This window comes from Methylocystis sp. (assembly GCF_051061225.1).
Taxonomy (GTDB): Bacteria; Pseudomonadota; Alphaproteobacteria; order Rhizobiales; family Beijerinckiaceae; genus Methylocystis.
Genome location: NZ_JBPFEB010000082.1, coordinates 1 through 23,766 on the forward strand (window position 1 = coordinate 1; position 23,766 = coordinate 23,766).

General features: G+C 67.1%; 18 protein-coding genes. 9 read left to right on the forward strand and 9 right to left on the reverse strand.

The features are described 5' to 3' along the window. The coding region (locus ACR652_RS14200; protein WP_434507126.1) for a hydrogenase small subunit at positions 1–747 on the reverse strand (747 nt) is incomplete at its 3' end. A 235-nt stretch (positions 748–982) separates the two neighbouring features. Then, entirely contained in the window at positions 983–2,848 is a 1,866-nt protein-coding gene (locus ACR652_RS14205) for a methyl-accepting chemotaxis protein (RefSeq protein WP_434507127.1), read from the reverse strand. Between the two features lie 239 nt (positions 2,849–3,087). Here ACR652_RS14205 and ACR652_RS14210 point away from each other — a divergent pair, with 239 nt between their 5' ends. The 8 genes from ACR652_RS14210 (at position 3,088) to ACR652_RS14245 (ending at position 12,745) form a co-directional block, all read left to right on the forward strand. Next, positions 3,088–3,387 (forward strand): hypothetical protein, encoded by a 300-nt coding sequence (locus ACR652_RS14210; protein ID WP_434507128.1) that lies wholly within the window; start codon positions 3,088–3,090, stop codon positions 3,385–3,387. 12 nt (positions 3,388–3,399) lie between these two features. After that, on the forward strand, positions 3,400–3,957 hold the full coding sequence (locus ACR652_RS14215; protein ID WP_434507129.1) for a lysozyme inhibitor LprI family protein: 558 nt from the start codon (positions 3,400–3,402) through the stop codon (positions 3,955–3,957). Continuing rightward, positions 3,945–5,531, forward strand: coding sequence for a RecQ family ATP-dependent DNA helicase (locus ACR652_RS14220; protein WP_434507130.1), 1,587 nt, complete (start codon positions 3,945–3,947; stop codon positions 5,529–5,531). The genes ACR652_RS14215 and ACR652_RS14220 overlap by 13 nt, the downstream gene beginning before the upstream one ends. Positions 5,532–5,661: 130 nt before the next feature. Further along, positions 5,662–7,311 carry a hypothetical protein gene (locus tag ACR652_RS14225; RefSeq protein WP_434507131.1) on the forward strand — a complete coding sequence of 550 codons (1,650 nt, stop codon included), beginning with the start codon at positions 5,662–5,664 and terminating at the stop codon, positions 7,309–7,311. Positions 7,312–7,402: 91 nt separating this feature from the next. After that, positions 7,403–8,866, forward strand: a complete 1,464-nt coding sequence (locus ACR652_RS14230) for an MFS transporter (protein WP_434507132.1) — start codon at positions 7,403–7,405, stop codon at positions 8,864–8,866. A 212-nt stretch (positions 8,867–9,078) separates the two neighbouring features. Continuing rightward, positions 9,079–11,778: an aconitate hydratase AcnA gene (gene acnA, locus ACR652_RS14235; protein ID WP_434507133.1), complete on the forward strand. Its 2,700-nt coding sequence runs from the start codon at positions 9,079–9,081 to the stop codon at positions 11,776–11,778. Positions 11,779–11,925: 147 nt separating this feature from the next. Further along, the gene (locus tag ACR652_RS14240) at positions 11,926–12,159 is read left to right on the forward strand and encodes a hypothetical protein (protein WP_434507134.1); all 234 of its coding nucleotides are present in this window, start codon (positions 11,926–11,928) and stop codon (positions 12,157–12,159) included. A 343-nt stretch (positions 12,160–12,502) separates the two neighbouring features. Then, complete coding sequence (locus tag ACR652_RS14245) at positions 12,503–12,745, forward strand: hypothetical protein (protein WP_434507135.1); 243 nt, start codon at positions 12,503–12,505, stop codon at positions 12,743–12,745. 288 nt (positions 12,746–13,033) lie between these two features. Here ACR652_RS14245 and ACR652_RS14250 read toward each other — a convergent pair whose 3' ends face one another. The 6 genes from ACR652_RS14250 to ACR652_RS14275 form a co-directional block, all read right to left on the reverse strand. Then, positions 13,034–13,513, reverse strand: a complete 480-nt coding sequence (locus ACR652_RS14250) for a hypothetical protein (RefSeq protein WP_434507136.1) — start codon at positions 13,511–13,513, stop codon at positions 13,034–13,036. Positions 13,514–13,587: 74 nt separating this feature from the next. Next, the gene (locus ACR652_RS14255; protein ID WP_434507137.1) at positions 13,588–14,997 is read right to left on the reverse strand and encodes a TolC family outer membrane protein; all 1,410 of its coding nucleotides are present in this window, start codon (positions 14,995–14,997) and stop codon (positions 13,588–13,590) included. After that, positions 14,994–18,212 carry an efflux RND transporter permease subunit gene (locus tag ACR652_RS14260; RefSeq protein ID WP_434507138.1) on the reverse strand — a complete coding sequence of 1,073 codons (3,219 nt, stop codon included), beginning with the start codon at positions 18,210–18,212 and terminating at the stop codon, positions 14,994–14,996. Before ACR652_RS14260 ends, ACR652_RS14255 begins: the two co-directional genes overlap by 4 nt. Positions 18,213–18,225: 13 nt before the next feature. Continuing rightward, positions 18,226–19,416 carry an efflux RND transporter periplasmic adaptor subunit gene (locus ACR652_RS14265; RefSeq protein ID WP_434507139.1) on the reverse strand — a complete coding sequence of 397 codons (1,191 nt, stop codon included), beginning with the start codon at positions 19,414–19,416 and terminating at the stop codon, positions 18,226–18,228. Positions 19,417–19,682: 266 nt separating this feature from the next. Then, positions 19,683–20,594: an outer membrane protein gene (locus tag ACR652_RS14270; protein WP_434507140.1), complete on the reverse strand. Its 912-nt coding sequence runs from the start codon at positions 20,592–20,594 to the stop codon at positions 19,683–19,685. A 194-nt stretch (positions 20,595–20,788) separates the two neighbouring features. Next, on the reverse strand, positions 20,789–22,099 hold the full coding sequence (locus ACR652_RS14275) for a replication-associated recombination protein A (protein WP_434507141.1): 1,311 nt from the start codon (positions 22,097–22,099) through the stop codon (positions 20,789–20,791). A gap of 184 nt (positions 22,100–22,283) precedes the next feature. Between ACR652_RS14275 and ACR652_RS14280 the strand changes: the two genes are divergently transcribed. After that, the gene (locus tag ACR652_RS14280; protein WP_434507142.1) at positions 22,284–23,033 is read left to right on the forward strand and encodes an AAA family ATPase; all 750 of its coding nucleotides are present in this window, start codon (positions 22,284–22,286) and stop codon (positions 23,031–23,033) included. Positions 23,034–23,129: 96 nt separating this feature from the next. Here ACR652_RS14280 and ACR652_RS14285 read toward each other — a convergent pair whose 3' ends face one another. Continuing rightward, positions 23,130–23,597: a GreA/GreB family elongation factor gene (locus ACR652_RS14285; RefSeq protein WP_434507143.1), complete on the reverse strand. Its 468-nt coding sequence runs from the start codon at positions 23,595–23,597 to the stop codon at positions 23,130–23,132. Positions 23,598–23,766: the final 169 nt, after the last annotated feature.

Below are 23,766 nucleotides of genomic sequence, written 5' to 3' on the forward strand. Positions count from 1 at the left end.
GTCCTCGACGAACTGGCCGGCGTCGAAATGCGGCCGCCGGTAGCATTTGTCGTGGATGCGCTGGGAATAGAACATCTTGGGCCGGCCCTGGCGATCGAGTTCCGGCAGCCGGCCGAAGGTGGTGATGAAGGTGACGACGCCCGTCATCACTTCGGCGATCGGCGGACAGCCGGGAACCTTGATGATCGGCTTGTCGGTGATCACCTTGTCAATTGGCGTCGCCTGGGTGGGATTGGGCTTCGCAGCCTGCACGCAGCCCCAGGAGGCGCAGGCGCCCCAGGCGATGATCGCCATGGAGTCCTCGGCCATCGCCTTCAGCTTCTCGACGAAGGGCTTGCCGCCGTCGATGCAGAACATGCCGTCCTCGTTGAGCGGCGGATTGCCTTCGACGGCCAGAATATATTTGCCTTTGTACTTGCGCCGCGTTTCCTCGAGGATCGCTTCCGCCTGGTGGCCGGCCGCCGCCATGATCGTGTCGTCGTAATCGAGCGAGATCATGGAGAGGACGACGTCCTTCACCAGCGGATGCGCCGAACGGATGAAGCTCTCGGAGCAGCAGGTGCATTCGAGGCCATGCATCCAGATCACCGGCACGCGCGGATTGTTCTCCAGCGCATGCGCCATCTTCGACGCCGCCAGCGGGCCGAAGCCGAGGCTCGCGGCCGTCACTGAGCAGAATTTCGTGAAGCTGCGCCGCGTAATCCCCTGACGCCGGATGACCTCATAAAACGACTCCATGGCAGTCATGCATCTCCCCAGCAGCGTTTCGGCTCTGTCTCCACGTTACACGCCGGCCTTGAGCCGAACAATGGCGTGAAAAACGAAAAGCCTGTGTTGACAATAGGTTCCGCAAGCCTGACGCCTGCTTCGGCGCCTTTCAGGCGCTCAGGCGCGCGCCCGGCCGCGCCGCCGGTTGCGTCCGGCAGGCGCCCGCGCGAAACGACGTCGCGCGGTTGCGTTGTCTCATGATGAGAAAGGGTCTCTAGGCGATGCGCCGCTCGCGCTGTGACGCGCCGGCGGCTTTCGTGGACCGTCCTTGCCCGCCCTTCCCCTCATCCCCGGTGCGGAATTGCGCGACGAGTTCGGCGAGCTTCTTGGTTTCGGACGAGAGCGAACGCGTCGCCGCCGACGACTCGTCGACCATGGTGGCGTTCTGCTGGGTCATGGTGTCCATCTGTCCCATGGCCACATTGACCTCGTGCAGGCCGATGGCCTGTTCCTTGACGGTCTCGCTGATGTCCACGACCACGCGATGGATTTCGGAGGCCTGCGTGATGATCCGGTCGAGCGCCTCGCCGGTGTTCGAGACCATTTCCACGCCGGAATCGACCTGCTGGCTCGACTTCTGGATCAGGTCCTTGATGTCCTTCGCGGCGAGCGCGCAGCGTTGCGCCAGCACGCGCACTTCCGCCGCGACGACCGCAAATCCGCGACCCGATTCTCCGGCGCGCGCGGCCTCGACGCCGGCGTTGAGGGCAAGCAGATTGGTCTGGAAGGCAATCTCGTCGATGACGCCGATGATCTGGCTGATCTGATGCGAGGAGTCGGAGATCGTCTGCATCGCCTCCACGGCGCGTCGGACCACGACGCCGCCCTGTTTCGCCTCGCGATCGGCGCCTTCGGCGATCTTCGCCGCGCGTTCGGAGCCTTCGGCCGATTTCTTCACCGACTCGGTCAGCGAGCTGAGCACGGCCGCGGTCTCCTCGAGATTGGCCGCCTGTTGCTCCGTGCGGCGCGCAAGCTCGTCGGCGGACGTCGAAATGTCGGTCGTCGTCGAATGAATGGAGCCGGCGCTGGAGACGACGCTGCGGACCAGGCCCATCAGCCTCTCGGCCGCTTCGTTGAAATCCTCCCGCAGCCGCGCGAATTCGGCGGGGAAGTCGCGGCCGAGCCGGACGGTGAGATCGCCCTGCGCGAAGAGCTTCAGGCTCCGGCTCAGAACTTCCATCGCCATCGACTGGACCCTGCCGACGCGGGTGCGTTCGGCTTCCGCGCGCCGCGCGGCCTCGGCGAAGGCGGAGCGGTCGGCGAGCGCCGCCGCCTCGACCTCGGCGCGGGCCGCGAGCGCGCTGTGCAGCGATTCAATCGAGTCCAGCATGCGTTCCGCGCGATCTTCATAGGAGGCGATCGCTCTCAGCAACAGCTCCTTGTCGACGCGCTCGACGCCGACGAACAGCGCGCCGACGACTTCTTCCCCGATGGCGATCGGCTCGTAGATCGACAGATGGTTCTTCTCGAAGATGACGGCTTCGCCGACGAAGATGCGTCCGTTGACATAAAGCGCTTCCTGCGCCGGGCCTTCCTCGAATTCGGCGCCGACGGCGCGCGTTCCATCCCGCCCCAGTTCGTTCGTGGCGATGCGCCTGTTTCCCAGAATGACGGACGCCAGGCCGCCATGGGCGCGCGCGACCTCGTCGACAATCTCCGTGTCGTCATTGATCAGGCGGTCGCCATAATAGAGCTGGTCGCCCTCGCGGCGGGGCATGCCGAACGCCTCGAGGCGCGAGCGCAGATCGTTCATATTGGCTTCGAGGCCCGTCTGCACCTGCGAGTCGGCAAGGAGCTGGCCGGCGGCCCGCGCCAGCACCGCGAGCCTCAATTCGGCTTCGCGCGACGGAAGCGCGGCGACCTGTGAGGCTTTGACGGCGTAAAGGTTGATCGTCACAACCGCCGCCGAGAACGCCGCCGCCTCGATCAGACCATAGGTCGACACGAAGCCATGCGCCGCGAACTGCATGCCGCAAATGGCTATGCCGCATGCAAAAAAGACCACGCCCGGAAGAAGCTTCTCCCAGCCGTAGAGGAGCTGCCCGGTCGGCTGTCTTGTCGTAGCAGTATCTTTCGCCATGGCGATCCTTCCGGAGCGTTGCCGCAGTCCGCGTCTGTCGACATCATGTCCGGGGGTCTCGCGCGGCGTCATGCCGCCCGCTTTGGCAAGCAGTCCAACGCTGCGCGCGCTGGTCGAATGGGATGATGCGCCCGAGTTGCCAAATTTTGCGTTAAGGCGGACAGCCGCTGCGCGCCAGGATTCCCTCCGACCGGCAAAAGTCCTAAGAATGAAGCGCCCCGATCGGAAAGGTCGCGCCCGTGCCTCGAACGCTCGCCTCGTTTCGCGCCGCCCTCGCCGCCGGCGATCCGCCCCCCGACGCTGCGCCCCTGCGCGCCCTCTGGCTCGACGCGCGCGGCGACTGGGATGGCGCGCACAAATGCGTCGACGTGCGCGAGGACACGGACAGCATGTGGGTGCACGCCTATCTTCACCGCAAGGAAGGCGATCTTTCAAACGCGCGCTACTGGTACGCGCGGGCCGGTCGTCCGCCGCGCGACGCCCCGCTCGATGAGGAGTGGGCCGAGATCGCGACGGCGCTGCTGGCCGCCTGTCCGTAAAGGAGGCTGGGCATGACCCGCGCCGCGCTGTGTCTGATGGCATGTCTTGTGGCGTGTCTTGCCGCGTGTCTTGTCGCTCTTCCCGCCCGCGCCGGCGAGCCGCCGGCGAAACCGGATGTTGCGGCGGTGGAGGCCTGCCTCGCGCGCGTGAAAGACAATGAGAAGAAGGCGGGCGTCGAGAAGGATGAAACGCCGGGGCCGGCCGGGCGTCTCGCCGCGGCGGCGCTGAGGGCGCCCCTCGAACCGGCGAACTGCATCGGCGTGGTCGCTATCGCCTGCGAACAAAGGGACGGAACGTCCGACGGCGCCCGCAGCCAATGCGCGCGACGCGAGGCGGCCGTCTGGGACCAGCGCCTCAACGCCGCCTATCGCAAGGCCCTCGACGGTATGGAGAAGGACGGCGCCGACAATCTGCGCAAGACCCAGCGCGCCTGGATCGCCTTTCGCGACGCGCGCTGCGTTCAGGCCTGGGCGACCGATCACGGCTCCATGGCCGCGCCGATTCAGGCCTGGTGCGAGATGGAGCTGACCGCGCGTCAGGCGCTCTGGATGGAAACGTGGACCGAGTAGATTTTGCGCAGCATGAACACGGGTCCGCGCGCGATTTGCTGCGCAGCATTTTCGGCTATGCCGATTTCCTGCCTGGCCAGGCGGAGGTGATTGCGGCGGCGCTCGATGGGCGCGACGCGCTCGCCGTCATGCCGACGGGCTCCGGCAAGTCGCTCCTCTATCAGTTCCCCGCGGCCATTGGGCCGGGGCTCGTCGTGGTGGCGTCGCCGCTCATCGCCCTGATGCGCGACCAGCTTCGCGCGCTCGCCGACAGGGTTCCCGCCGTGGCGCTCCATTCCGCGCAGGACGACGCCGAGGCGGCGGGCGCGATGGACGCCGTCTCCACGGGTCGGGCGCGTCTTCTCTACGCCTCGCCGGAGCGGCTCGCGCAGGACGGCGCGCAAGAATTGCTGCGCAAAAATCGCGTCACGCTGTTCGCGGTGGACGAGGCGCATTGCGTCTCGCACTGGGGGCACGACTTTCGCCCGGACTATCGCGGGCTCGGCGACATCGCCCGCAAGCTCGGCGCTCCGGTGCTCGCCGTCACCGCCACCGCCGGACCCCGCACGCGCGCCGACATTCGCCAAAGCCTCTTCACGCGCGAGCCGGAGTTGTTCCTGCGCTCCTTCGCGCGGCCCAATCTTTCGCTCGCCTTCGCCCGCAAGCGGCGGGGCCTCAAGCAGATCGTCGACGCCATCGGCCGCGAGAAGGAAAGCGGGATCGTTTATTGCAATTCCCGCCGCATGGCCGACGCGCTCGCCGCCGCCCTCGCGCGGCAGGGCCTCGACGCCCTGCCCTATCACGCCGGTCTCGACGCCGATACGCGGGGGGCGCATCAGGACGCCTTCTTCGCGCGCGAGGGCGCGATCATGGTCGCGACCATCGCCTTCGGCATGGGCGTCGACAAGCCGGACGTGCGCTTCGTCATTCACGCCGATCTGCCGACCTCCATCGAGGGCTATTATCAGGAGATCGGCCGCGCCGGACGCGACGGCGCCCCCGCCCGCGCGCTCGCGCTGTTCGAGCCGCGCGAGCTGGCGCTGCGCTGGGGCGTCCCGCAGCTCGCGCCGGACGATGAAGCCGCCGCCGGCGCCTATGCGCGCCGCAAGGCCATGGCGCGGCTCTGCGTGACGTCCGGATGCCGCTTCCAGACCCTGCTCTCGGAATTTGGCGAGGAGAGCGCGCCCTGCGGCCGGTGCGACCATTGCCGGGGCGGGCCGCTCGCCTGGCCCCGGCGGCTCGGCGCCCGGGGGCTCGGCTGGCGCGCCGCCCTGGAGAGCCGTCTCCTGCAAGTTTCCGCCGCGCCCGTCGAGGAGCCGCCCGCCGATCCGGCGCCCGAGCAGGCGCCCCTTCGGCTGGAGGAGGCCGCCGCGCCTCCCCCTCTCACCGTCGCCGACATGCGCCTGCTGCGCGCGCTGGAAGCGGAACGGGCGGCGCTCGCCCGCAAACATCGCCGCGCCGCGCGCAAGATCATGAGCGACGAGGCGCTGCGGGAGCTGGCCCGGCGGCGCCCGGCGCGCGCGGACGACCCGCTGTTCGACGACGCGCCCGAGGCGGAGGCGTTCCTGCGCGTCATTCGATCCGAACGCGCATGACTCGCGAAAAGACGCGCCCGCGTTAGCGGCCCATTTATGTCGACGGCCGGATGGCGGCGCCCATTAAGGCGCGCACAGGAGAAGCCGGTCTAGCGTCTCCTCCCGCAAGCCTTGGGAAAGGGGGGCGTCGATGGTTTCGATTGCGTCGCTTGCGCCGCGCGGGGCGCCGAATTCCGCCTCGACGACGGTCGATCTCGCACAGATGACGGTCTCGCAGATCGACGCGCTCGACCTGCGCAGCCTGCAAAAGGCCGACGTCGCCGCTCTGTCGGCGCAAAAGCTCGCCGGGCTGAAAACCGGGACGATCGCCAAATTCTCGAGCGGCCAGATCGGGAAATTCTCTGCCGATCAGGTCCACGCCCTGACGGCGACGCAGATGGCGGCGCTGTCGAAACCCGCGCTGCAGAGCATCGGCGTGGAGAAATTCTCCGCCGATCAGATCAGAGCGCTCGGACCGACCACCGCGAACCAGTTCTCGGCCACGCAGATCCATGGCATGAGCGCGACGCAGACCCAGGCGCTGACCGCCAATGAGATCAACAGCCTGACCGCGTCTTTGGTGGCGGCGCTCAACACCGCGCAGCTCAACGCCTCGCAGGTCTCAGCCATGTCGGCGACGACGGCGTCGCGCCTCTCGGCGGCGCAGATCAACGCGATGAGCGGCGATGACGTTCACGCGCTGGACGCGCGCACGCTGACCACGGCGCAGCTCGGCGGCCTCACCGCCGGAACCGCCGCCAATTTCACCACCGCTCAGATCAAGGCGTTGTCCACGGCTCAAACGGGCAAGCTCTCGGCGGCGGCGGCGCAGACCTTCCTCGCCAGCGCGGCGACGACGCTCTCAGGCGACCAGATCAACGCGCTGACGGCGAAACAGCTTGCCGGCCAGTCGCTCGTCGTCGGCGCCTCCGGCGGGCTGTCCTTCAAGCTCGCCTGGGATTCGACCGCGACGGCGGCGGGCTTCCGCAACGCCGCCGTCCATGCGGCGGCGCGGCTCTCCGGTCAGATCGCCAACACTGTGCAAGTGAGCGTTTCCGTCGCCTATGGCCGCGTCGGCAACCAGAAGATCTCGTCTTCGGCCGTCGCCATGAGCATGGCGGCGGTCGGCGGCTTTTATAGTTACGCGGATATACGCGGCGCGCTCACGCGCAACGCGGCCAACAGTTCGCTTCAGGCCAGCATCGCGGCGCGGCTGCCGGACGCGGACCCGACGCATGGCGGCAAATTCCTGGCGTCGAGCGCCCAGGCGCGGGCGCTGGGGCTCACGCCGAAATATTCCGCGCCCGTCGATGGCTATGCGGGCCTCTCCTCGGCGCTGCCGATGACTTACACGGGAGGCGCGGTCGCCGGAAAATTCGACGCGGTCGCGGCCTTCGAACATGAATTCACGGAAGTCATGGGGCGCGTCGGCAGTCTCGGCGCGCAGCAGGGCGCGGGCGTCTATACGGCGCTCGATCTCTTCCACTACAGCCGGGACGGCGCCAGCGGCTCCCCCTATCTCGATCTCGCCCCCGCCGCCCCCGGCGCCGGCCGCCAGTCCTTCTTCAGCCTCGACGGCGGCGCGACCTCGCTCGGCTTCTACCCCACCGCGACGGGGAAAAACGGCGACTTCGCCGATTTCACGGGGGCGTCCGATCCCTTTGGCGGGGGCGCGGCCGGCGGCGCGCCGGCGCTCTCCGGCGCCGATGTGGCGCAGATGGCGGTCACCGGCTGGAACGCCACAGCCCCGGCGATCGATCTGGCCGCCAGGGCCGTGGCCGGCGCCTATCACATGGTCTGACGCGCGGCGGATTGGCGCGCGCCGGCGTTTGCCCCCGCGCTGCAATGCGATAGAACGGCTCGACATCCTCCGAGCCAAGGTGACGCCGCCCATGACAGCCGCCGTGACGCAACCGCCTGCCGAGATACGGCAGGTGATGGTGGGACTTGGCCTCGCCATGCTGCTGTCGGCGCTGGATCAGACCATCGTCGTGACCGCCATGCCGACCATCGGCGCGGATCTCGGCGAGCCGCAGAATCTGCCCTGGATCGTCACCGCCTATCTCGTCGCCGCCACCGTGGTCACGCCGCTCTACGGCAAATTCGCCGATGTTTACGGCCGCAGGATCGTGCTGCTGGCGGGGCTCGCCATCTTCATCGTCGGCTCGATCGCCTGCGCGCTGGCGCCGAGCGTCACGGCGCTCGCCGCCGCGCGGCTCGTGCAGGGACTGGGCGGCGGCGGGCTCATTTCGCTCGCGCAGACCATCGTCGCCGATCTGGTGTCGCCGCGCGAGCGCGGGCGCTACCAGACCTATTTCGCCGCCGTCTTCATCACCTCCAGCGTCGCCGGGCCGGCGCTCGGCGGTTATTTCGCGCAATATCTGCACTGGTCGCTGATCTTCTGGATCAATCTGCCGCTCGGCCTCGCGGCGCTCATCATCACGAACGCGCGGTTGAAGCGCCTGCCGGAGCGGCGCCATCCGCACCGCGTCGATTACTGGGGCGCCGCCCTGCTCGTCACGGCGTCGGGGTCGCTCGTGCTCGGCCTGAGCTGGGGCGGCAATCGCTACCCCTGGACCTCGGCGCACATCATCGGCCTGCTCGCCCTTTCGGCCCTGTTCTGGGCGGGCTTCGCCTTTCGCACGCGCACGGTGGAAGAGCCGCTCATCCCCCTGCGCGTGCTCAGCCTGCGCATCGTGCGCGACGCCATCGCCTCCAGCTCCTTCGGGCTCGGCGCCTTCGTCGCCCTCTCGGTGGTGATGCCGATCTATTACGAGGTCGGCGCGGGGCTCAGCGCCCATGATTCGGGGCTCGTGCTCATCCCGCTGATGGCGGCGACCGTCGTCGGCGCCACCCTGTCCGGGCGGATGATGTCGGTGATGACCCATTACAAGATCGTCCCGCTCGCCGGTCTCGGCGTGGGCGCGCTCGCCGCCGCCCTTGCCGCCTGGAAGATCGACAGCGTCTCCTTCTTCACCCTCAACGCGCTGCTGGTCATCGTGAATTTCGGCGTCGGCGCCATGCTCCCGGTCGCCACCGTCTCGGTGCAGAACGCCGTGCTCCCCCGCGATCTGGGCACGGCCACGGCCACGACCCAATTCTTCCGCCAGCTCGGCGCCTCGGTCATCGTCGCCCTTTTCGCGGCGCTGGCGCTGGGCGGCGGGCGGGCCGCCTATCTCGCCGAAGCGCGACTCACGGCCGAGGAGTTCATGCGCCTGCAAGGCAGCTTCCGGCTTGTTTTTGCTGCGCTTGCGGTCTGCATGGCGCTCTCCTTCGCCTTCATGGCGCGGATGGAGGAACTGCCGCTGCGGGGCGAGCGGCGGCATGGCACCGCGCCCGCGAAGGCCGATTCCTGAGCGCCCCCTACCGCCTGGGCCTGCGGCTCATCGAGGAGCAAGCCGGCGCGTCGCGCGCGCCTCGATCAAATGCCGGAAGCAGCCCTCGCGCCTTTCTGCTGTCCTTTTGGGCAGGTCGACCCAATTATCGACCTGAAGTGGCCGCTTGTGCGCATGGCACGGAATTTTCTAGAAAGGCGGCGCCCGCCTTTTATGCCTGCAAGGATCTCTCCATGACCTCAGTCGATAGTTTCAAGTCCCGCCAGAAGCTCGTCGTGGGGGACAAGACCTATGACTATTTCTCCCTGAAGGCGGCGGAGGCCAATGGCCTGGCGGGCGTCTCGCGCCTGCCCTACTCCCTCAAGGTCGTGCTCGAGAATCTGCTGCGCAACGAGGACGGCCGCTGGGTCACGAAGGACACGATCCTCTCCTTCGCCAAATGGCTGACGGAAAAAGGCAAGACCGAACGCGAGATCGCCTTCCGCCCGGCCCGCGTGCTGATGCAGGATTTCACCGGCGTCCCGGCCGTGGTCGATCTCGCGGCCATGCGCGACGCCATGGTGGCGCTGGGCGGGAGCCCGCAGAAGATCAATCCGCTGGTGCCCGTCGATCTCGTCATCGACCATTCCGTCATCGTCGACGAATTCGGCACGCCCAAGGCCTTCGAGCAAAACGTCGAGCTCGAATATGAGCGCAACGGCGAGCGCTACCGCTTCCTGAAATGGGGCCAGTCGGCCTTCGACAATTTCCGCGTCGTGCCGCCGGGCACGGGCATCTGCCATCAGGTCAATCTCGAATATCTGGCCCAGACGATCTGGACCCGGACCGAGGACGGCGCCGAGGTCGCCTATCCCGACACGCTCGTCGGCACTGATTCGCACACGACGATGGTCAACGGCCTCGCCGTGCTCGGCTGGGGCGTCGGCGGCATCGAGGCCGAAGCGGCCATGCTCGGCCAGCCCCTCTCCATGCTGGCCCCGGAAGTCATCGGCTTCAAGCTCACCGGCTCGCCGAAGGAGGGCGTCACCGCCACCGACGTGGTGCTCACCGTGACGCAGATGCTGCGCAGGAAGGGCGTGGTGGGCAAATTCGTGGAGTTTTACGGTGCGGGCCTCAATCACCTCACCCTCGCCGATCGCGCCACCATCGCCAATATGGCGCCGGAATATGGCGCGACCTGCGGCTTCTTCCCGGTGGACGCCGAGACGCTCGCCTATCTCAACACTTCCGGCCGCGCCGCCGAGCGCATCGCGCTGATCGAGGCCTATGCCGACGCGCAGGGCATGTTGCGCAGCGCCTCCTCGCCCGATCCGGACTTCACCGGCACGCTGGCGCTCGATCTCGCCGACGTCAAACCCTCGCTGGCCGGGCCCAAGCGCCCCGAAGGGCGGGTGGCGCTCGAAGAGGTCGGCAAGGCGTTCGAGACCGCGCTCGCCGGCGAATACAAGAAGGACGGCGGGCTGGGGCCGCGCCACAAGGTCGAGGGGACGAATTACGACCTCGGCCACGGCGACGTGGTCATCGCCGCCATCACCTCCTGCACCAATACGTCGAACCCCAGCGTCCTGATCGGCGCGGGCCTGCTCGCCCGCAACGCCGTGGCGAAAGGCCTGAAGGTCAAGCCCTGGGTGAAGACCTCGCTCGCGCCGGGAAGCCAGGTGGTCGGGCAATATCTCGCCAATTCCGGCCTGCAGAAATCGCTGGACGAACTGGGCTTCAATCTCGTGGGCTTCGGCTGCACGACCTGCATCGGCAATTCCGGCCCGCTGCCGGCGCCGGTCTCGAAGACCATCAACGCCCATGACCTCGTGGCCGCGTCGGTGCTCTCCGGCAACCGCAATTTCGAAGGCCGCGTGAACCCGGACGTGCAGGCGAATTATCTCGCCTCGCCGCCGCTGGTCGTCGCCTTCGCGCTGGCCGGCACGGTGTCCATCGACCTGACGAAGGAGCCGCTGGGGACGGGCTCGGACGGCAAGCCGGTCTTCCTGCGCGACATCTGGCCGGCGAGCAGCGAGATCGACAGCTTCATCCGCGCGAACGTCACGCGCGACCTCTTCCGCGAGACCTACGCCAATGTCTTCGCGGGCGACGCGCACTGGCGCGCGGTCGCGGCGCCGGAAAGCGAAACCTACGCCTGGGACGACGACTCGACCTATGTGCGCAACCCGCCCTATTTCGCCGGGCTGACGAAGACGCCGAAGCCGATCAAGGACGTCGTGGGCGCCGGGATTCTGGCCCTGTTCGGCGACAAGATCACCACCGACCACATCTCGCCGGCGGGCTCGATCAAGGCCTCCTCGCCCGCGGGCAAATGGCTGCTCGACAATGGCGTGACGCAGGCCGACTTCAACCAGTACGGCACCCGTCGCGGCAATCACGAAGTCATGATGCGCGGCACCTTCGCCAATATCCGCATCAAGAACAACATGATGAAGGGGCCGGACGGCGTCGTGCCGGAGGGCGGGCTCACGAAAGTCTACCCCGGCGGCGAGACGCTTTCGATCTACGACGCCGCCATGCGCTATCAGGCCGAAGGAAAGCCGCTCGTCGTCTTCGCCGGCGCCGAATACGGCAATGGCTCCTCGCGCGACTGGGCCGCGAAAGGCACGGCGCTGCTCGGCGTGCGCGCCGTCATCGCCCAGAGCTTCGAGCGCATCCATCGCTCCAATCTCGTCGGCATGGGCGTTTTGCCGCTGACCTTCGAAGCCGGGACGAGCTGGTCCACGCTCGGCCTCACCGGCGAGGAGACCGTCGCCATCCGCGGGTTGGAGGCGGGCCTCTCTCCGCGCCAGACCCTCGTTGCGGAAATCACGTTCCCGGACGGCAAAACGGTCTCAGCGCCGCTGCTCCTGCGCATCGATACGCTGGACGAGCTGGAATATTTCCGCAACGGCGGCATCCTGCCCTACGTCCTGCGACAACTTGCCTCGTGACGCGCCCGCTCGGCGCGTTGACGGCCCAGTTTCGATACGACATCTTCGTGACGCTCAAGCGTGGGAGCTCCCGCGCCGCCGGCCGGCGGCGCAGTCGAGGCGGCGCAAGAAGCAAAAAAGAAAATGGGAAATAGAGGAAACCCGAGGATGAAGAAGTTCTCCATTGCCACGGCGATTGCGATGTTTGCGGCCATGACCGCCCCGGCCTTCGCGAGCTGCGACACCCACGCGGAAGACGATCAGGCCGTCTGCGCCTCCAAGTGCGAGGACGCCTATCTGAAGGATCAGCAGGGCTGGACCGCCGACATGTCGAAGGTCAAGGAAAGCAAGAAGGCCTGCGACGAGAAGTGCGGTTGCCCGCAGAATTCGAAGGGTCTCTGAGATTAACGGCCTTCCTCCGACGGGGATGGCTTGCATATGGGGCGCGCTTCGGGCGCGCCCTTCTCTTTCGCGCCGCCGATCCTTTGGGCGGCCCGCGCCAGAGGCGCGGAATTGGGCGCCGTGGTCCCGCTTCATTGGTTCCAATAGCCCGGCCCGCCATTGGGCGTTGCCGGACAGCGGCGCGAATGCGACGTCACGAAACTGACTTCCGATTGACAGCGGCGCGTTCTTCCCCCAGTGTTCGGCCGCTTCGCGCGTTACGAGGGACCGCTACTGATATCGGCGGGAGGGTTCTGCCCAGCGCGGGCGACAGCCGAAATGTGGAAGAAGAGGAAACGTCAAGATGAACAAATTCGCCTTTGTCACGGCGGCCGCCCTGTTTGCCGGCATGATGACCCCGGCTTTCGCCGATTGCGACACGCGCAAGGCTGACGAGGACAAGCAGGCTGCGGCTGCGTCCAAGTGCTATGACGAGTATCTCGCCCGCGCGCAGAACTACGGCGCCGACAAGGACACGCTCCGCGCCAATTTCAAGGCCTGCAACGAGAAGGCCGGCTGCTCGCAGAACGACAGCCTTCTGAAGTAAGATCCGCAGGAGCCTGTCTCCGCATCGGAGACGCTCTCAAAGATTCGGGCGCGCACGCGTTGCGCGCCCATAATTTTTTGCATTTTCAAAAGAACGCGGCGTCTGCGAGCCCGCAGGCCTGATCCTCGTTCGCCCCCCGCCCCGCAGACGGGAAGAAGCGCGGATTTAAGCCTTTATCGGCAAGGCGCGCGCGAATCCGGGTCAATCAGACAGGGACATGCCCCTCCCCTCTCGCCGCAGGCGGGAGAGGGGAGGGCCGCGATCGCAAACGACCGCACAAGCGCCGTCTTACTGCGAATAGACGTTGCCGTCCGGACCCTTCCAGCCCTTGGGGTCCTCGTAGAAGCGATATTCCTCATCGAACAGCACGGTCTCGCCGGGCGCGACATATTGCTTGCCCTTGGGGTCCGAGTTGCGCGGCGCCGTCACATAATGCTTGCTCGGCGAACAGCCTTCCTTGAATGTGCCGGCGTCGTCGGGCTTGCACTCGAGATTGGCGCCCTCGGGGAAGAGCACCTTGGCGTTGAAGAAAATCTCGAAGCCCTTCTCGCCGGTGGCGTGCATTTCGAGCTTCTCGGACATGGTCTGCTTGAAATCGACGATCTTGGCCGGCTTGTCGAAGCGCTGCTTGAGCAGATTCTCCAGGATCTGCTTGGCCTGGTCCTCCGTCGGATCGCAGCCGAACATGCAATAGGCCTGCGCCGATCCGGCCGCGAGCGGCGTCGCGGCGAGCGTTACGGCCAGAAATTTCAAGAATACGCCTCGCATCGGGTTTCCTCTTTTGTTGCGTCGCATTTTCCTGCGATTGGCGCGCAGAGTAAAACGCTTTGCGGCAAAAGTCTTCAACGCGCCCCATCGGGCGTGTCCATGCCCCCCCACAATCCCCGCACCTGTTCGAAATGGATCGCGGGATCGTAGCCCGTCGCCTCGAGAGCGAGGATTTCCGTGGTGAGGCGCCCCATGGCGGCGAGCACGGCGTAGGACGCGACCACGCGTTCGCGCTGCGCGATGATCAGCCCGATGCGGGCGTTGAGCAATTCCTGCTGGGCATTGAGAATGTCGAGCGTCGTGCGCTGGCCGGCCTTGGCCTCCTCGCGCACGCCGTAAAGGGCGCGCTCGGCGGCGGCGATCTGCGTCTGCGCGGCGCTGATCTGGGTTTTGGCGGCCTGAAGCGCGCCCCAGTTGGCGCGCACCAGCGCGAGAACGTCGGCGCGGGCGACGTCCACGTCGAGACGCCGTTGGCCTGCGACTTCCTTGGCTTCGCGCACCTGCGAGGAGGTGAGGCCGCCCTCGTAGATCGGCACGTTGAGGCGCCCGCCGACATATCCGCCGACATTGCGGTTGTAGATGCCGGCGACGTCGGTCTGCGTGAAGACATTGCCGACGATGGACAGCTTGGGCATGAAATCCGCCTGGATCACCTTGATGTCGATGTCGGCGGCGTCGGCGTCGTGCAGCGCGGCGAGAATGACCGGATGTTCGGCGAGCGCAATCCGCTCGGCCTCCTCGCGCGATTTCGGGATCAGCCGGTCGACGGGCGCGCCGGGCGCGAGTTTCTTCGGCTCGACGCCGATGCTCTGGCGATAGGCGCCGATGCTCGCCTCCAGCGCCGCCCGCGCCTGGCTCGCCAGCGACTGCCCCGCCGCGAGCCGCGCCTCGGCCTGCGCGATGTCGGTGAGCGTGATCTGGCCCGCCACATAGCGCTCGCGGGTCTGCCGCAACTGTTCGGCCAGCACCGAGACGTTGCTCTCCTGCAATCTGAGCGCGGCCGTGTCGCGCAGGACGTTCATATAGGCGGAGGCGGCGCCAAACAGCACGCGCTGCTCGGTCAGCCTGAGCCTTTCGCGTCCGGCGAACACGCCGGTCTCGGCCATGCGCGTCGCGTTCATCCCCTTGAAGCCGTCGAAGACCGGCTGTTCGATGGAGAGAGCCGCCGAGCGCGGGACGCTGCCGCCGCTCTGAACGCTCTTGACCGGACCCTGCAGCGTCGAATCCGTGAGCGGGATGTCCTGCTGCTTGGTGACCATCCGGTTTTCCTGCACGCCGAGAAAGGCGTTGGCGCTGGCGCGCGGCCGCATGCTGGAGAGCGCCTGCGGCACTTTCTCGTCGAGCGCTCGCACGCCGGCGCGGCTGGAATTGATCACCGGACTGTTGTTGTAGGCGCGCAGAAGCGCGCCATCCAGCGTCTCCGCGCGCGCCGGCGCCGCAACGGCGACAGCCGCCAGCAGGAGGAAGAGCGGCAGGCGTCTCAACCGGCCGCCCTTTCCCGCGCCGCGGTCAGAGCTTTTTCGTCCTCGCCGAAGAAGGCGTAGAGCGCCGGCAGCACGAGCAGCGTCAGCAGCGTCGCGCTGATCAGGCCGCCGATCACGACAGTGGCGATCGGCCGCTGCACTTCGGCGCCGGTCGACGTCGCGAGCGCCATGGGCACGAAGCCGAGCGAGGCGACGAGCGCGGTCATGGCCACCGGCCGCAGTCGCGTCATGGCGCCGCGGAAGATCGCGTCGCGCTCGGGAACGCCGCTGACCATGAGCTGATGGATATAGGTGCGCATCACGAGGCCGTTGAGCACGGCGACGCCCGACAGCGCGATGAAGCCCACGGCCGCCGACACCGACATGGGCATGCCGCGCAGCCACAGCGCCAGCACGCCGCCGATAAGCGCCAGCGGCACCGCCGTGAAGACGAGCAGCGCGTCCCGCGCCGAGCCGAGCGCGGAATAGAGCAGCAGGAAGATCATGAAGAAGCAGATCGGCACGACGATCATCAGCCGCGCGCGCGCAGCGGCGAGATTTTCGAACTGCCCGCCCCATTCGATCCAGTAGCCCGCCGGGATCTGCACCTTGGCGTCGACCTTGGCGGGCGCCTCGGTGACGACTGACGCAATGTCGCGTCCGCGCACATTGGCGCTCACCACGACGCGGCGCTTGCCGTTTTCACGCGAAATCTGGTTCTGGCCATCGACCGTCGAGAAACTCGCCACCTGCTTGAGCTGCACCGTCGAGATGCGGCCCTGGGCGTCCGGCGGCAGCGAGACGGGGATGGCCTCCAGCGCGCCCGCGTCCTCGCGCAGATTGTCGCGCAGCCGCACGAAGATCGGGAAGCGCCGGTCGCCCTCGAAGATCACCCCCGCCGGCTCGCCGCCGATGGCGGCGCCGATCGTATCCTGCACGGCGCCGAGGCTCAGGCCGTATCGGGCGATGGCGGCCTTATCCACCTTGATGTCGAGAACCGGCAGGCCGGTCACCTGCTCCACCTTCACATCCGCCGCGCCCGGCGTCGACCGCAGGATCGCGGCGATGTGATTGGCCGCCTTCAGCATGGCGTCGAAGTCCTCGCCGAAGACCTTCACGGCGATGTCGCCGCGCACGCCGGCCAGCAGCTCGTTGAACCGCAACTGGATGGGCTGCGAGAATTCATAGGCGTTGCCGGGAAGCTGAGCGATCTTCTCGCTGATGTTCTCGATCAGCCTGTCTTTCGGGAGATGCGGATCGGGCCAGTCGTGCTCCGGCTTCAGCATGATGAAGGTGTCGGTCAGATTGGGCGGCATCGGATCCGTCGCGATGTCGGCCGTTCCCGTCTTGGAGAAGACGTAATCGACCTGCGGCAGGCTGCGGATGACGTTTTCCAGATCGAGCTGCATCGCCTGCGACTGCGACAGCGAGGTGCTCGGAATCCGGTTCGCCTGCATGGCGAGGTTCTTCTCGTCGAGCTTGGGGATGAACTCCTGTCCGAGGCTCAGATAGAGGAGAACCGCCAGCGCGAAGGAGCCCGCGCCGATCGCCATGACCTTGAGGGGCTCGTGCATCGCCCAGCGCAGCAGCGGCTCGTACCGGCGCTTGAGCCAATGAACGATGCTGTTCTCGCCCTCCTCGCCCTCGCCGGAGACGAACAGCGCGATCATCGCCGGGAAGAAGGTGAGCGAGAGCAGAAATTCCGACAGCAGGGCGATGATCACCGTCATCGCCATGGGGTGGAACATCTTCCCCTCGACGCCCGAGAAGCTCAGGATCGGCAGATAGACGAGGATGATGATCGACTGGCCGTAAACGGTGGGCCGCCGCATCTCCACCGCCGAATCGATGACGGTGTCGAGCCGCTCCTCGGTGGTGAGCGGACGCCCGGCGGCGTGCTGGCGCTCCGACAGGCGGCGCAGGCAGTTCTCGGCGACGATGATGGCGCCGTCCGCGATCAGGCCGAAGTCGAGCGCGCCGAGGCTCATCAGATTGGCGCTGATCTTGAAGACATACATGCCGATGGCGAGAAACAGCATGGTCACCGGAATGACCGTCGCCGTCACCACCGCCGCCCGGAAATTGCCGAGCATGACGAACAGCACGAGGATGACGAGGGCCGCGCCCTCGGTCAGATTCTTGGCCACCGTCTTGATGGTGGCGTCGACCAGCAGGGTGCGGTTGAGGATCGTCTTGACCTCGACTCCCGGCGGCAGCGACCGGGCGACGACCTTCATCTTCTCATCGACGGCGGCCGAAACCGTCCGGCTGTTGGCCCCGATCAGCATCAGCGCCGTGCCGATCACCACCTCGTCGCCGTTGAGACTGGCGCTGCCCGTGCGCAGCTCCTTGCCGATCGACACCGACGCAATCTCGCGCAGGCGCACCGGCACGCCATTGCGCGTCGTCGCCACCACATTGCCGATGTCCTCGACGGTCTCCAGACGGCCGCCGCTGCGCACGACCAGACCCTCGCCATTGCGCTCCACATAGCCGGCGCCGCGGCTGACGTTGTTCTTCTGGATCGTCGTCGCGAGGTCGCCGAAGGACAGTCCGAGCGACATGAGCTTCGCCGGGTCCGGCTGCACGTGATACTGCCGCATGTAGCCGCCGAGCGAATCGACGCCGGCGACCCCCGGCACGGTGCGAAGCTGCGGGCGGATGATCCAGTCCTGCACCGTGCGCAGGTAGGATTCGAGCTCCACCGGGGTGCGCAGCACCGCGCCCTCGGGCGTGACATAGGCGCCGTCGCGGCGCCAGCCGGGCTCGCCCTCCCTGGCGACGACATGCGGCTCGCGGTAGCGCACCGACCACATGTAGATTTCCGACAGGCCCGTGGCGATCGGCCCCAGGCGCAGCTCCACTGCGGGCGGGAAATCCTCCCGCGCCTGCATGATGCGTTCGTTCACCTGCTGGCGCGCGAAGTAAATATCGACGCCGTCGGCGAACACGGCCGTGACCTGCCCGAAGCCGTTGCGCGACAGCGAGCGGGTGTATTCGAGACCGGGAATGCCGGCGAGCGCGTTCTCGATCGGATAGACGACCTGCTTCTCCATCTCGAAGGCGGAGAGGGCGGGCGCGCGCGCGTTGATCTGGACCTGATTATTGGTGATGTCGGGCACGGCGTCGATCGGCAGATGCGCGAGCGCGAACATGCCGAAGGCGCCGACCAGCGACACCAGCAGAACGACCAGCCAGCGGCTATGGACCGAAAAGGCGATGATCCGCTGCATCATGGTCTGGCGCCCGTCACTCCTCTGGAATTTCGCTCTTGCCGGCTTCCGCCTTGAGCACGAAGCTGTTGGCGACCGCAAACCGTTCGCCCGGCGCGAGGCCCTTGATGATCTCGACGGAGGTCTCGTCGCCGTCGCCCAGCTCAACGACCCGCTTCTCGAACCCGTCCTTCACCCGCACGAAGACCGTCGGCTCATTGTGAACGAGCTGCACGGCCGCGCGGGGGACCAGCACTTTCGCCGGGCTCTGCTCCACCGCGATCTCCGCATTGAGCAAGGCGCCGGCGCGCAGCGCATAATCGGGGTTTTTGAAGGTGGCGACAACATGGCCGGTGCGCGTCTCGGGCGTGATGATCGAATGCACGACGCGCACGGCGCCTTCGAACGAACGCCCGCCCGTCCCCTTGAGGAGAACCGGCTGGCCGACGCGCACGCTGGCGAGATCGGCGACCGGAACCGCCAGTTCGACCTCCACCTCGGAGAGGTCGGCGAGGACGTAGAGCTGGCTTTCCGCCGTCACCGGCTGGCCGATATTGGTCAGGCGTTCGATGACGCGCCCCTTGATCGGCGCGCGAATCTCCTTCTCGCGCAGGCGGGCGATCGGCTGCGACCCGAGCGCGGCGATCTCGCTTTCCGACAGATCGAGCGCGGCAAGCTTCCCGCGCGAGAGATCGAGCCGCAGCTTCGCCTCGGTGAAGGTCGCCCTGGCCTTCAGGAACAGTTGCTCGGCGGTGATCTTCTTCTCGAACAGACCCTTCTCGCGCTGGAACAGTTGCGATTGCAGGTCGTAATTGGCGAGAGCGGCCAGATATTCGCTCTTGGCGTCGGCGACCTCGCGCGAATCGATGATGGCGATGGTCTCGTTCCTGGCGACCTCGTCGCCCAGCTTCTTGCGCATCTCCGCGACCACGCCGGCGACCTTGGCGGCGACGCGGGCGAGATGGTCGGGATCTGGCTTCACGGCCGCCGGGACGGTGATCTGGCGGCGAATCACCCCCGGACCCGCCTTGGCGATCCCGATTTTGGCGGCTTCGATCTGCGCCGCCGAAAGCGGGATGAGTCCCTGCGGCGCCGGCGCGACGGCTTCCGGCCCTCCTCCATTGGCAGGCGCGCCCGCTCCGCCGAATCGCGCCACGAGCCCCGGCAGGGCCGCGCCGACGGCGAGGCTCGCCACGATCGCCAGAAAGAAGACAAGCTTGCGGGACATGTGGGGCGGAAAGCTCCGGGAGGGCGGCGCTGGACCTGTTCAGGGTTAGCATCTGCCCGTACGGGAAACCATTGGCGGCAAGGCCGGGCGCGGGCTTATCCCCTGCCTTGCTTGAGGATTGATTCTTAACGTCTTGCGCCGCGCGCGTCCATGGGCCGCAGATATGGCTGCGACAAAGATGCGCAAGGCGCGGCCGGCCAGAATCGGCCCGGAAAGCAAAAGAGCCCGGCAGGGCCGGGCTCTTTCGATTCGCGTCAGCGAAGATCTCAGTATTTGGCCAGAACCGGCGCGGACGAGCCGAACGGGTTGAAGTGCCAGTTCACGCCAGCGCGAACCGTGTGCCAGCGGAAGTTCGCCTGATTGCCGGTGACCAGCATGGTGGCCGGGCCGCCGAACGCGCCGGCGCTGTAGAAGCCGGTGCCCACCTGATTGATCGAGCCCAGGTCGGTGTAGAGATACTCGACCTTGAGCGACCAGGCCGGGAAGGCCATCGGGGTCCATTCGACGCCGCCGCCCGCGGTCCAGCCCGTGTTGGTGCTGGTGGTGGTGGCGGAAGCCTGCGTGGCGAAAAGCGGCGCGCTTCCGTCAAAGCGGGTGTAGCGATGCGCCGATTCGACGCTGCCGTAAGCAAAACCGCCCGTGCCGAAGATCATCAGGTTCGGCCAGGACGGCAGGGTCAGGCCGAGGCGGCCGCGGACCGTGCCGAACCAGTCGACATACTGATTGGCGTTGGCGTAGCCAGTGACGCCGGCGCCGGTGACCGGGGAGATGTAGGACACGCCAGCGGCCTGCGAGGTGCGCAGATCAGCAGCCTGGATATCGGCTTCGACGCCGACGACCAGCCACGGGCTGAACTGATAGTTGTAGCCGATCTGGCCGCCGCCGAGGACGCCATTGAGATTGGTCGGCATGTTCCACGCGCCAGCCGCCACGTCGACAGCGCCGGCAAACGGCCCGGCGCCCGGGACCTGGGTGAGCAGCTCGCCGCCGCGGATGGAGCTGCTGGCGCCGAAGCCGTAGCCGATGTTCACACCGCCATAGAGGCCGGTCCAGCTGAAGGCCGGCGGCGGGGGAACGAAGGCCGGCGGGGGCGCCTTGCGGGAGGGGAGATCGGCCGCGAGCGCGGAACCGGCGGCAAGAGCCAGCGCAACGCCGGCGAGATAAGAAGCTTTGGCCATCTGTGACCCCCTCGAGTCCCTTGAAATATCACGCGGCGCGGCGCAGGCGCGTCGTTCCGCTTTCGACAGAAGACTTACGGCCGATCGTCCGGAGCGGTCAACGGAAAGGCGGCCTGATCAAGCCTTGTGCAGCGCGTTTGCGGGGCTCCGTGACAAAAACGCAACAGCATTCGGGGCGAAATGACAATCAATTTCTATTTACTGTTGCGCTCGCGCCGCAGTCTCTCCCAATAATCGAGTCGCTTGCCCAGCTCGCGCTCGAATCCGCGCTCCGCTGGCGCGTAGAATTTCCGCCGGCCGAGGGCCTCCGGCCAGTAATCCTGGCCTGAAAAGGCGTCGGGCGAATCATGGTCGTATTCGTAGCCGGCGCCATAGCCCTCCTCGCGCATCATCTTGGTCGGCGCGTTGAGGATGATCCTGGGCGGCATGAGCGAGCCCTTCTCCTGCGCAAGGCGGCGCGCGCTCTTGTAGGCGACGTAGCCGGCGTTGGACTTCGGCGCCGTCGCGACATAGATCACCGCCTGCGCCAGCGCGAGCTCGCCCTCCGGCGAGCCGAGAAAATCGTAGGCCTCCTTCGCCGCATTGGCGATGACGAGCGCCTGCGGATCGGCGAGGCCGATGTCCTCCACCGCCATCCGCACGATGCGCCGCGCCAGAAAGAGAGGGTCCTCGCCGGCGTCGAGCATCCGGGCGAAATAATAGAGCGCGGCGTCGGGATCGGATCCGCGCACGCATTTGTGCAGAGCGCTGATCAGATTGTAGTGGCCCTCCTGGGCCTTGTCGTAGATCGGCGCGCGGCGCTGAACGACGTCGGCCAGCGCCGCGCGATCGAAGGTCTCGTCCGGGCGCGCCGCGCGCCAGATTTCCTCCGCCAGCGTCAGGGCCGCGCGGCCGTCGCCGTCCGCCATGCCGACGAGCGCCGCGCGCGCGTCGGGATCGAGCGGCAAGGGCTTGCCCTCCACCGCCTCCGCCCGCGCCAGCAGCTTCTCGATCGCGGCCTCATCCAGCGCCCGGAACGTCATCACGCGCGCGCGCGACAAAAGCGCGGCGTTGAGTTCGAAGGAGGGATTTTCCGTCGTCGCGCCGATCAGGGTGATCGTGCCGTCCTCCATCACGGGGAGGAAACTGTCCTGCTGCGCGCGGTTGAACCGGTGAATTTCATCAACGAAAAGGAGCGTGCCCTGCCCCGTTGCGCGTCTGGCGCGAGCGGCCTCGAAGGTTTTCTTCAGATCCGCCACGCCCGAGAAGATCGCGGAGATCTGCACGAAGGCCAGATTGGTCTCATGCGCGAGCAGGCGCGCGACGGTCGTCTTGCCGGAGCCGGGCGGTCCCCAGAGAATCAGAGATCCGAGCGCGCCGCCGCGAACGAGCCGCGTGAGCGCGCCGTCCGGCCCGAGCAGATGATCCTGGCCCACGACCTCTTCGAGACGCGTCGGCCGGAGGCGATCGGCGAGCGGACGCGGCGCGGCGTCATCGAGTTTCGCAACTGCGAAGAGATCAGACATGGCGACCTGTCATGCGGGCGATGAATACTTGGAGAAGTTGACAGTCGATTACCACCTCGACGGCGCGTTAACCAACGATTACCCTTTGTACAAGTAAATGATTCGGACTCGCGGCGCCGAAAACTCCGTTCATCCGCGTGGGGCCTCCCCGGCTCCGCGACCTGCCGACCACGGAAAATCACCAATGCGGACCATAGCTTTCGTTACGCAAAAAGGCGGCGCCGGCAAGAGCACCCTCGCGAGCAGCGTCGCCGTGGCGGCCTGCGCGGCCGGCGAGCGCGTCGTCGTCATGGACCTTGATCCGCTGCAGACACTCGTGACCTGGTCGGCGACGCGCCGCGACGCCAATCTCGCCGTGGAGCACACCTCTCCCGCGAAGCTCGCAAAGACGCTCGCGGCGCTCGAGAAGAAGGGCGTCACGCTCGTCGTGATCGACGCGCCCGGACAAGGCGGCGAGGAGACGCTCGCCGCGATTCGCGCCGCCGATCTCTGCGTCATTCCGGCGCGGCCCAACGCCTTCGATCTCTGGGCCAGCGAAATCACCCGCGCGACGGTGAAAGAGGCCGGCGTCGATTACGCTTTTCTGCTCAATCAGTGCCCGCCGTCGCAGCAAAGCGCGCGCGTCGAACTCGGCGCCAAGGCGCTTCAGGCGATCGGCGGCCTTCTCGCGCCGCTCGTTTCCGCCCGCGTCGATTATCAGGAGGCGGCGCGGCTCGGTCTCGGCGTCACGGAATATAATCCCGACGGCGTGGCGGCGCTGGAGATGAAGGAGCTGTGGGGGTCGATCAAGCGCCGTCTGCGCCGCCCGGCGAAACCCTCCGCGGCCAAGGCCGACCCGACAGCAAAACCGGCCATCGCGGAAAAGACCGCGCCCGCGCCCAAGGCCCCGGCGCAAAAGAGCGCGCAGAAGAAGCAGCCCAGGAAGGCCGCCTGACGGCCAGCGCCGGTCGCCGAGCGCGACCGCGCCGCGCAAGGCGCAAGTTGCCCGGTCTCACTTTCGCCGCGCGACGCCGCGCGGCGAAGGAGCGTTTCAGCCGATCTCGACGATGACGGCGCTATGGTGAATGACCTCCGCCTTGTCGCCGACGCTTTTTCCCATCAACGCCTGCGCCAGCGGCGCTACATAGGGGATGAGGCCCCTGGCCGGATCGGCCTCGTCTTCGCCCACGAGGCGGAACACGCGCGTCTCGCCGCCGTCGAGCTCGACGACGACGCGGTGGCCGAATCGCACATGCGAGTGGTCCCGGATGGGCTGCACGATTTCGGCGTTGGCGCGGCGCGCGCTCCAGTAGCGCAGATCGCGTTGCGCGACCGCGAGCGCGTGAGTGTCGTCGGCCGCGGTCGCCCGCGCAATCTCCGCGTGCAGCCGCGTCAGCGCATCGTCGATCTGTTGCAAACCTTCCGGCGTGACGAGATTGCGATGCGGACTGACCGGGCGATCGGGGAGATCCTCGCGGGGGTTGTCGTCTTCCTGTTCTTTCGTGAAAGCCGAACTCATGCGTCCTACCTTTAGCGCCGCGCGGGCAAGAAAAACAAACGGCCCCGGGGAACCTTGCGGCTCCGGCTCTTCTGTTCCGTCGCGCCTGTTCCCGCCAAAACAACCGGCCTTGGCGAAGCGCCTTGGCGAAGCGCCTTTTCATGGGCCGAATGGCGGTCATTACAACTGA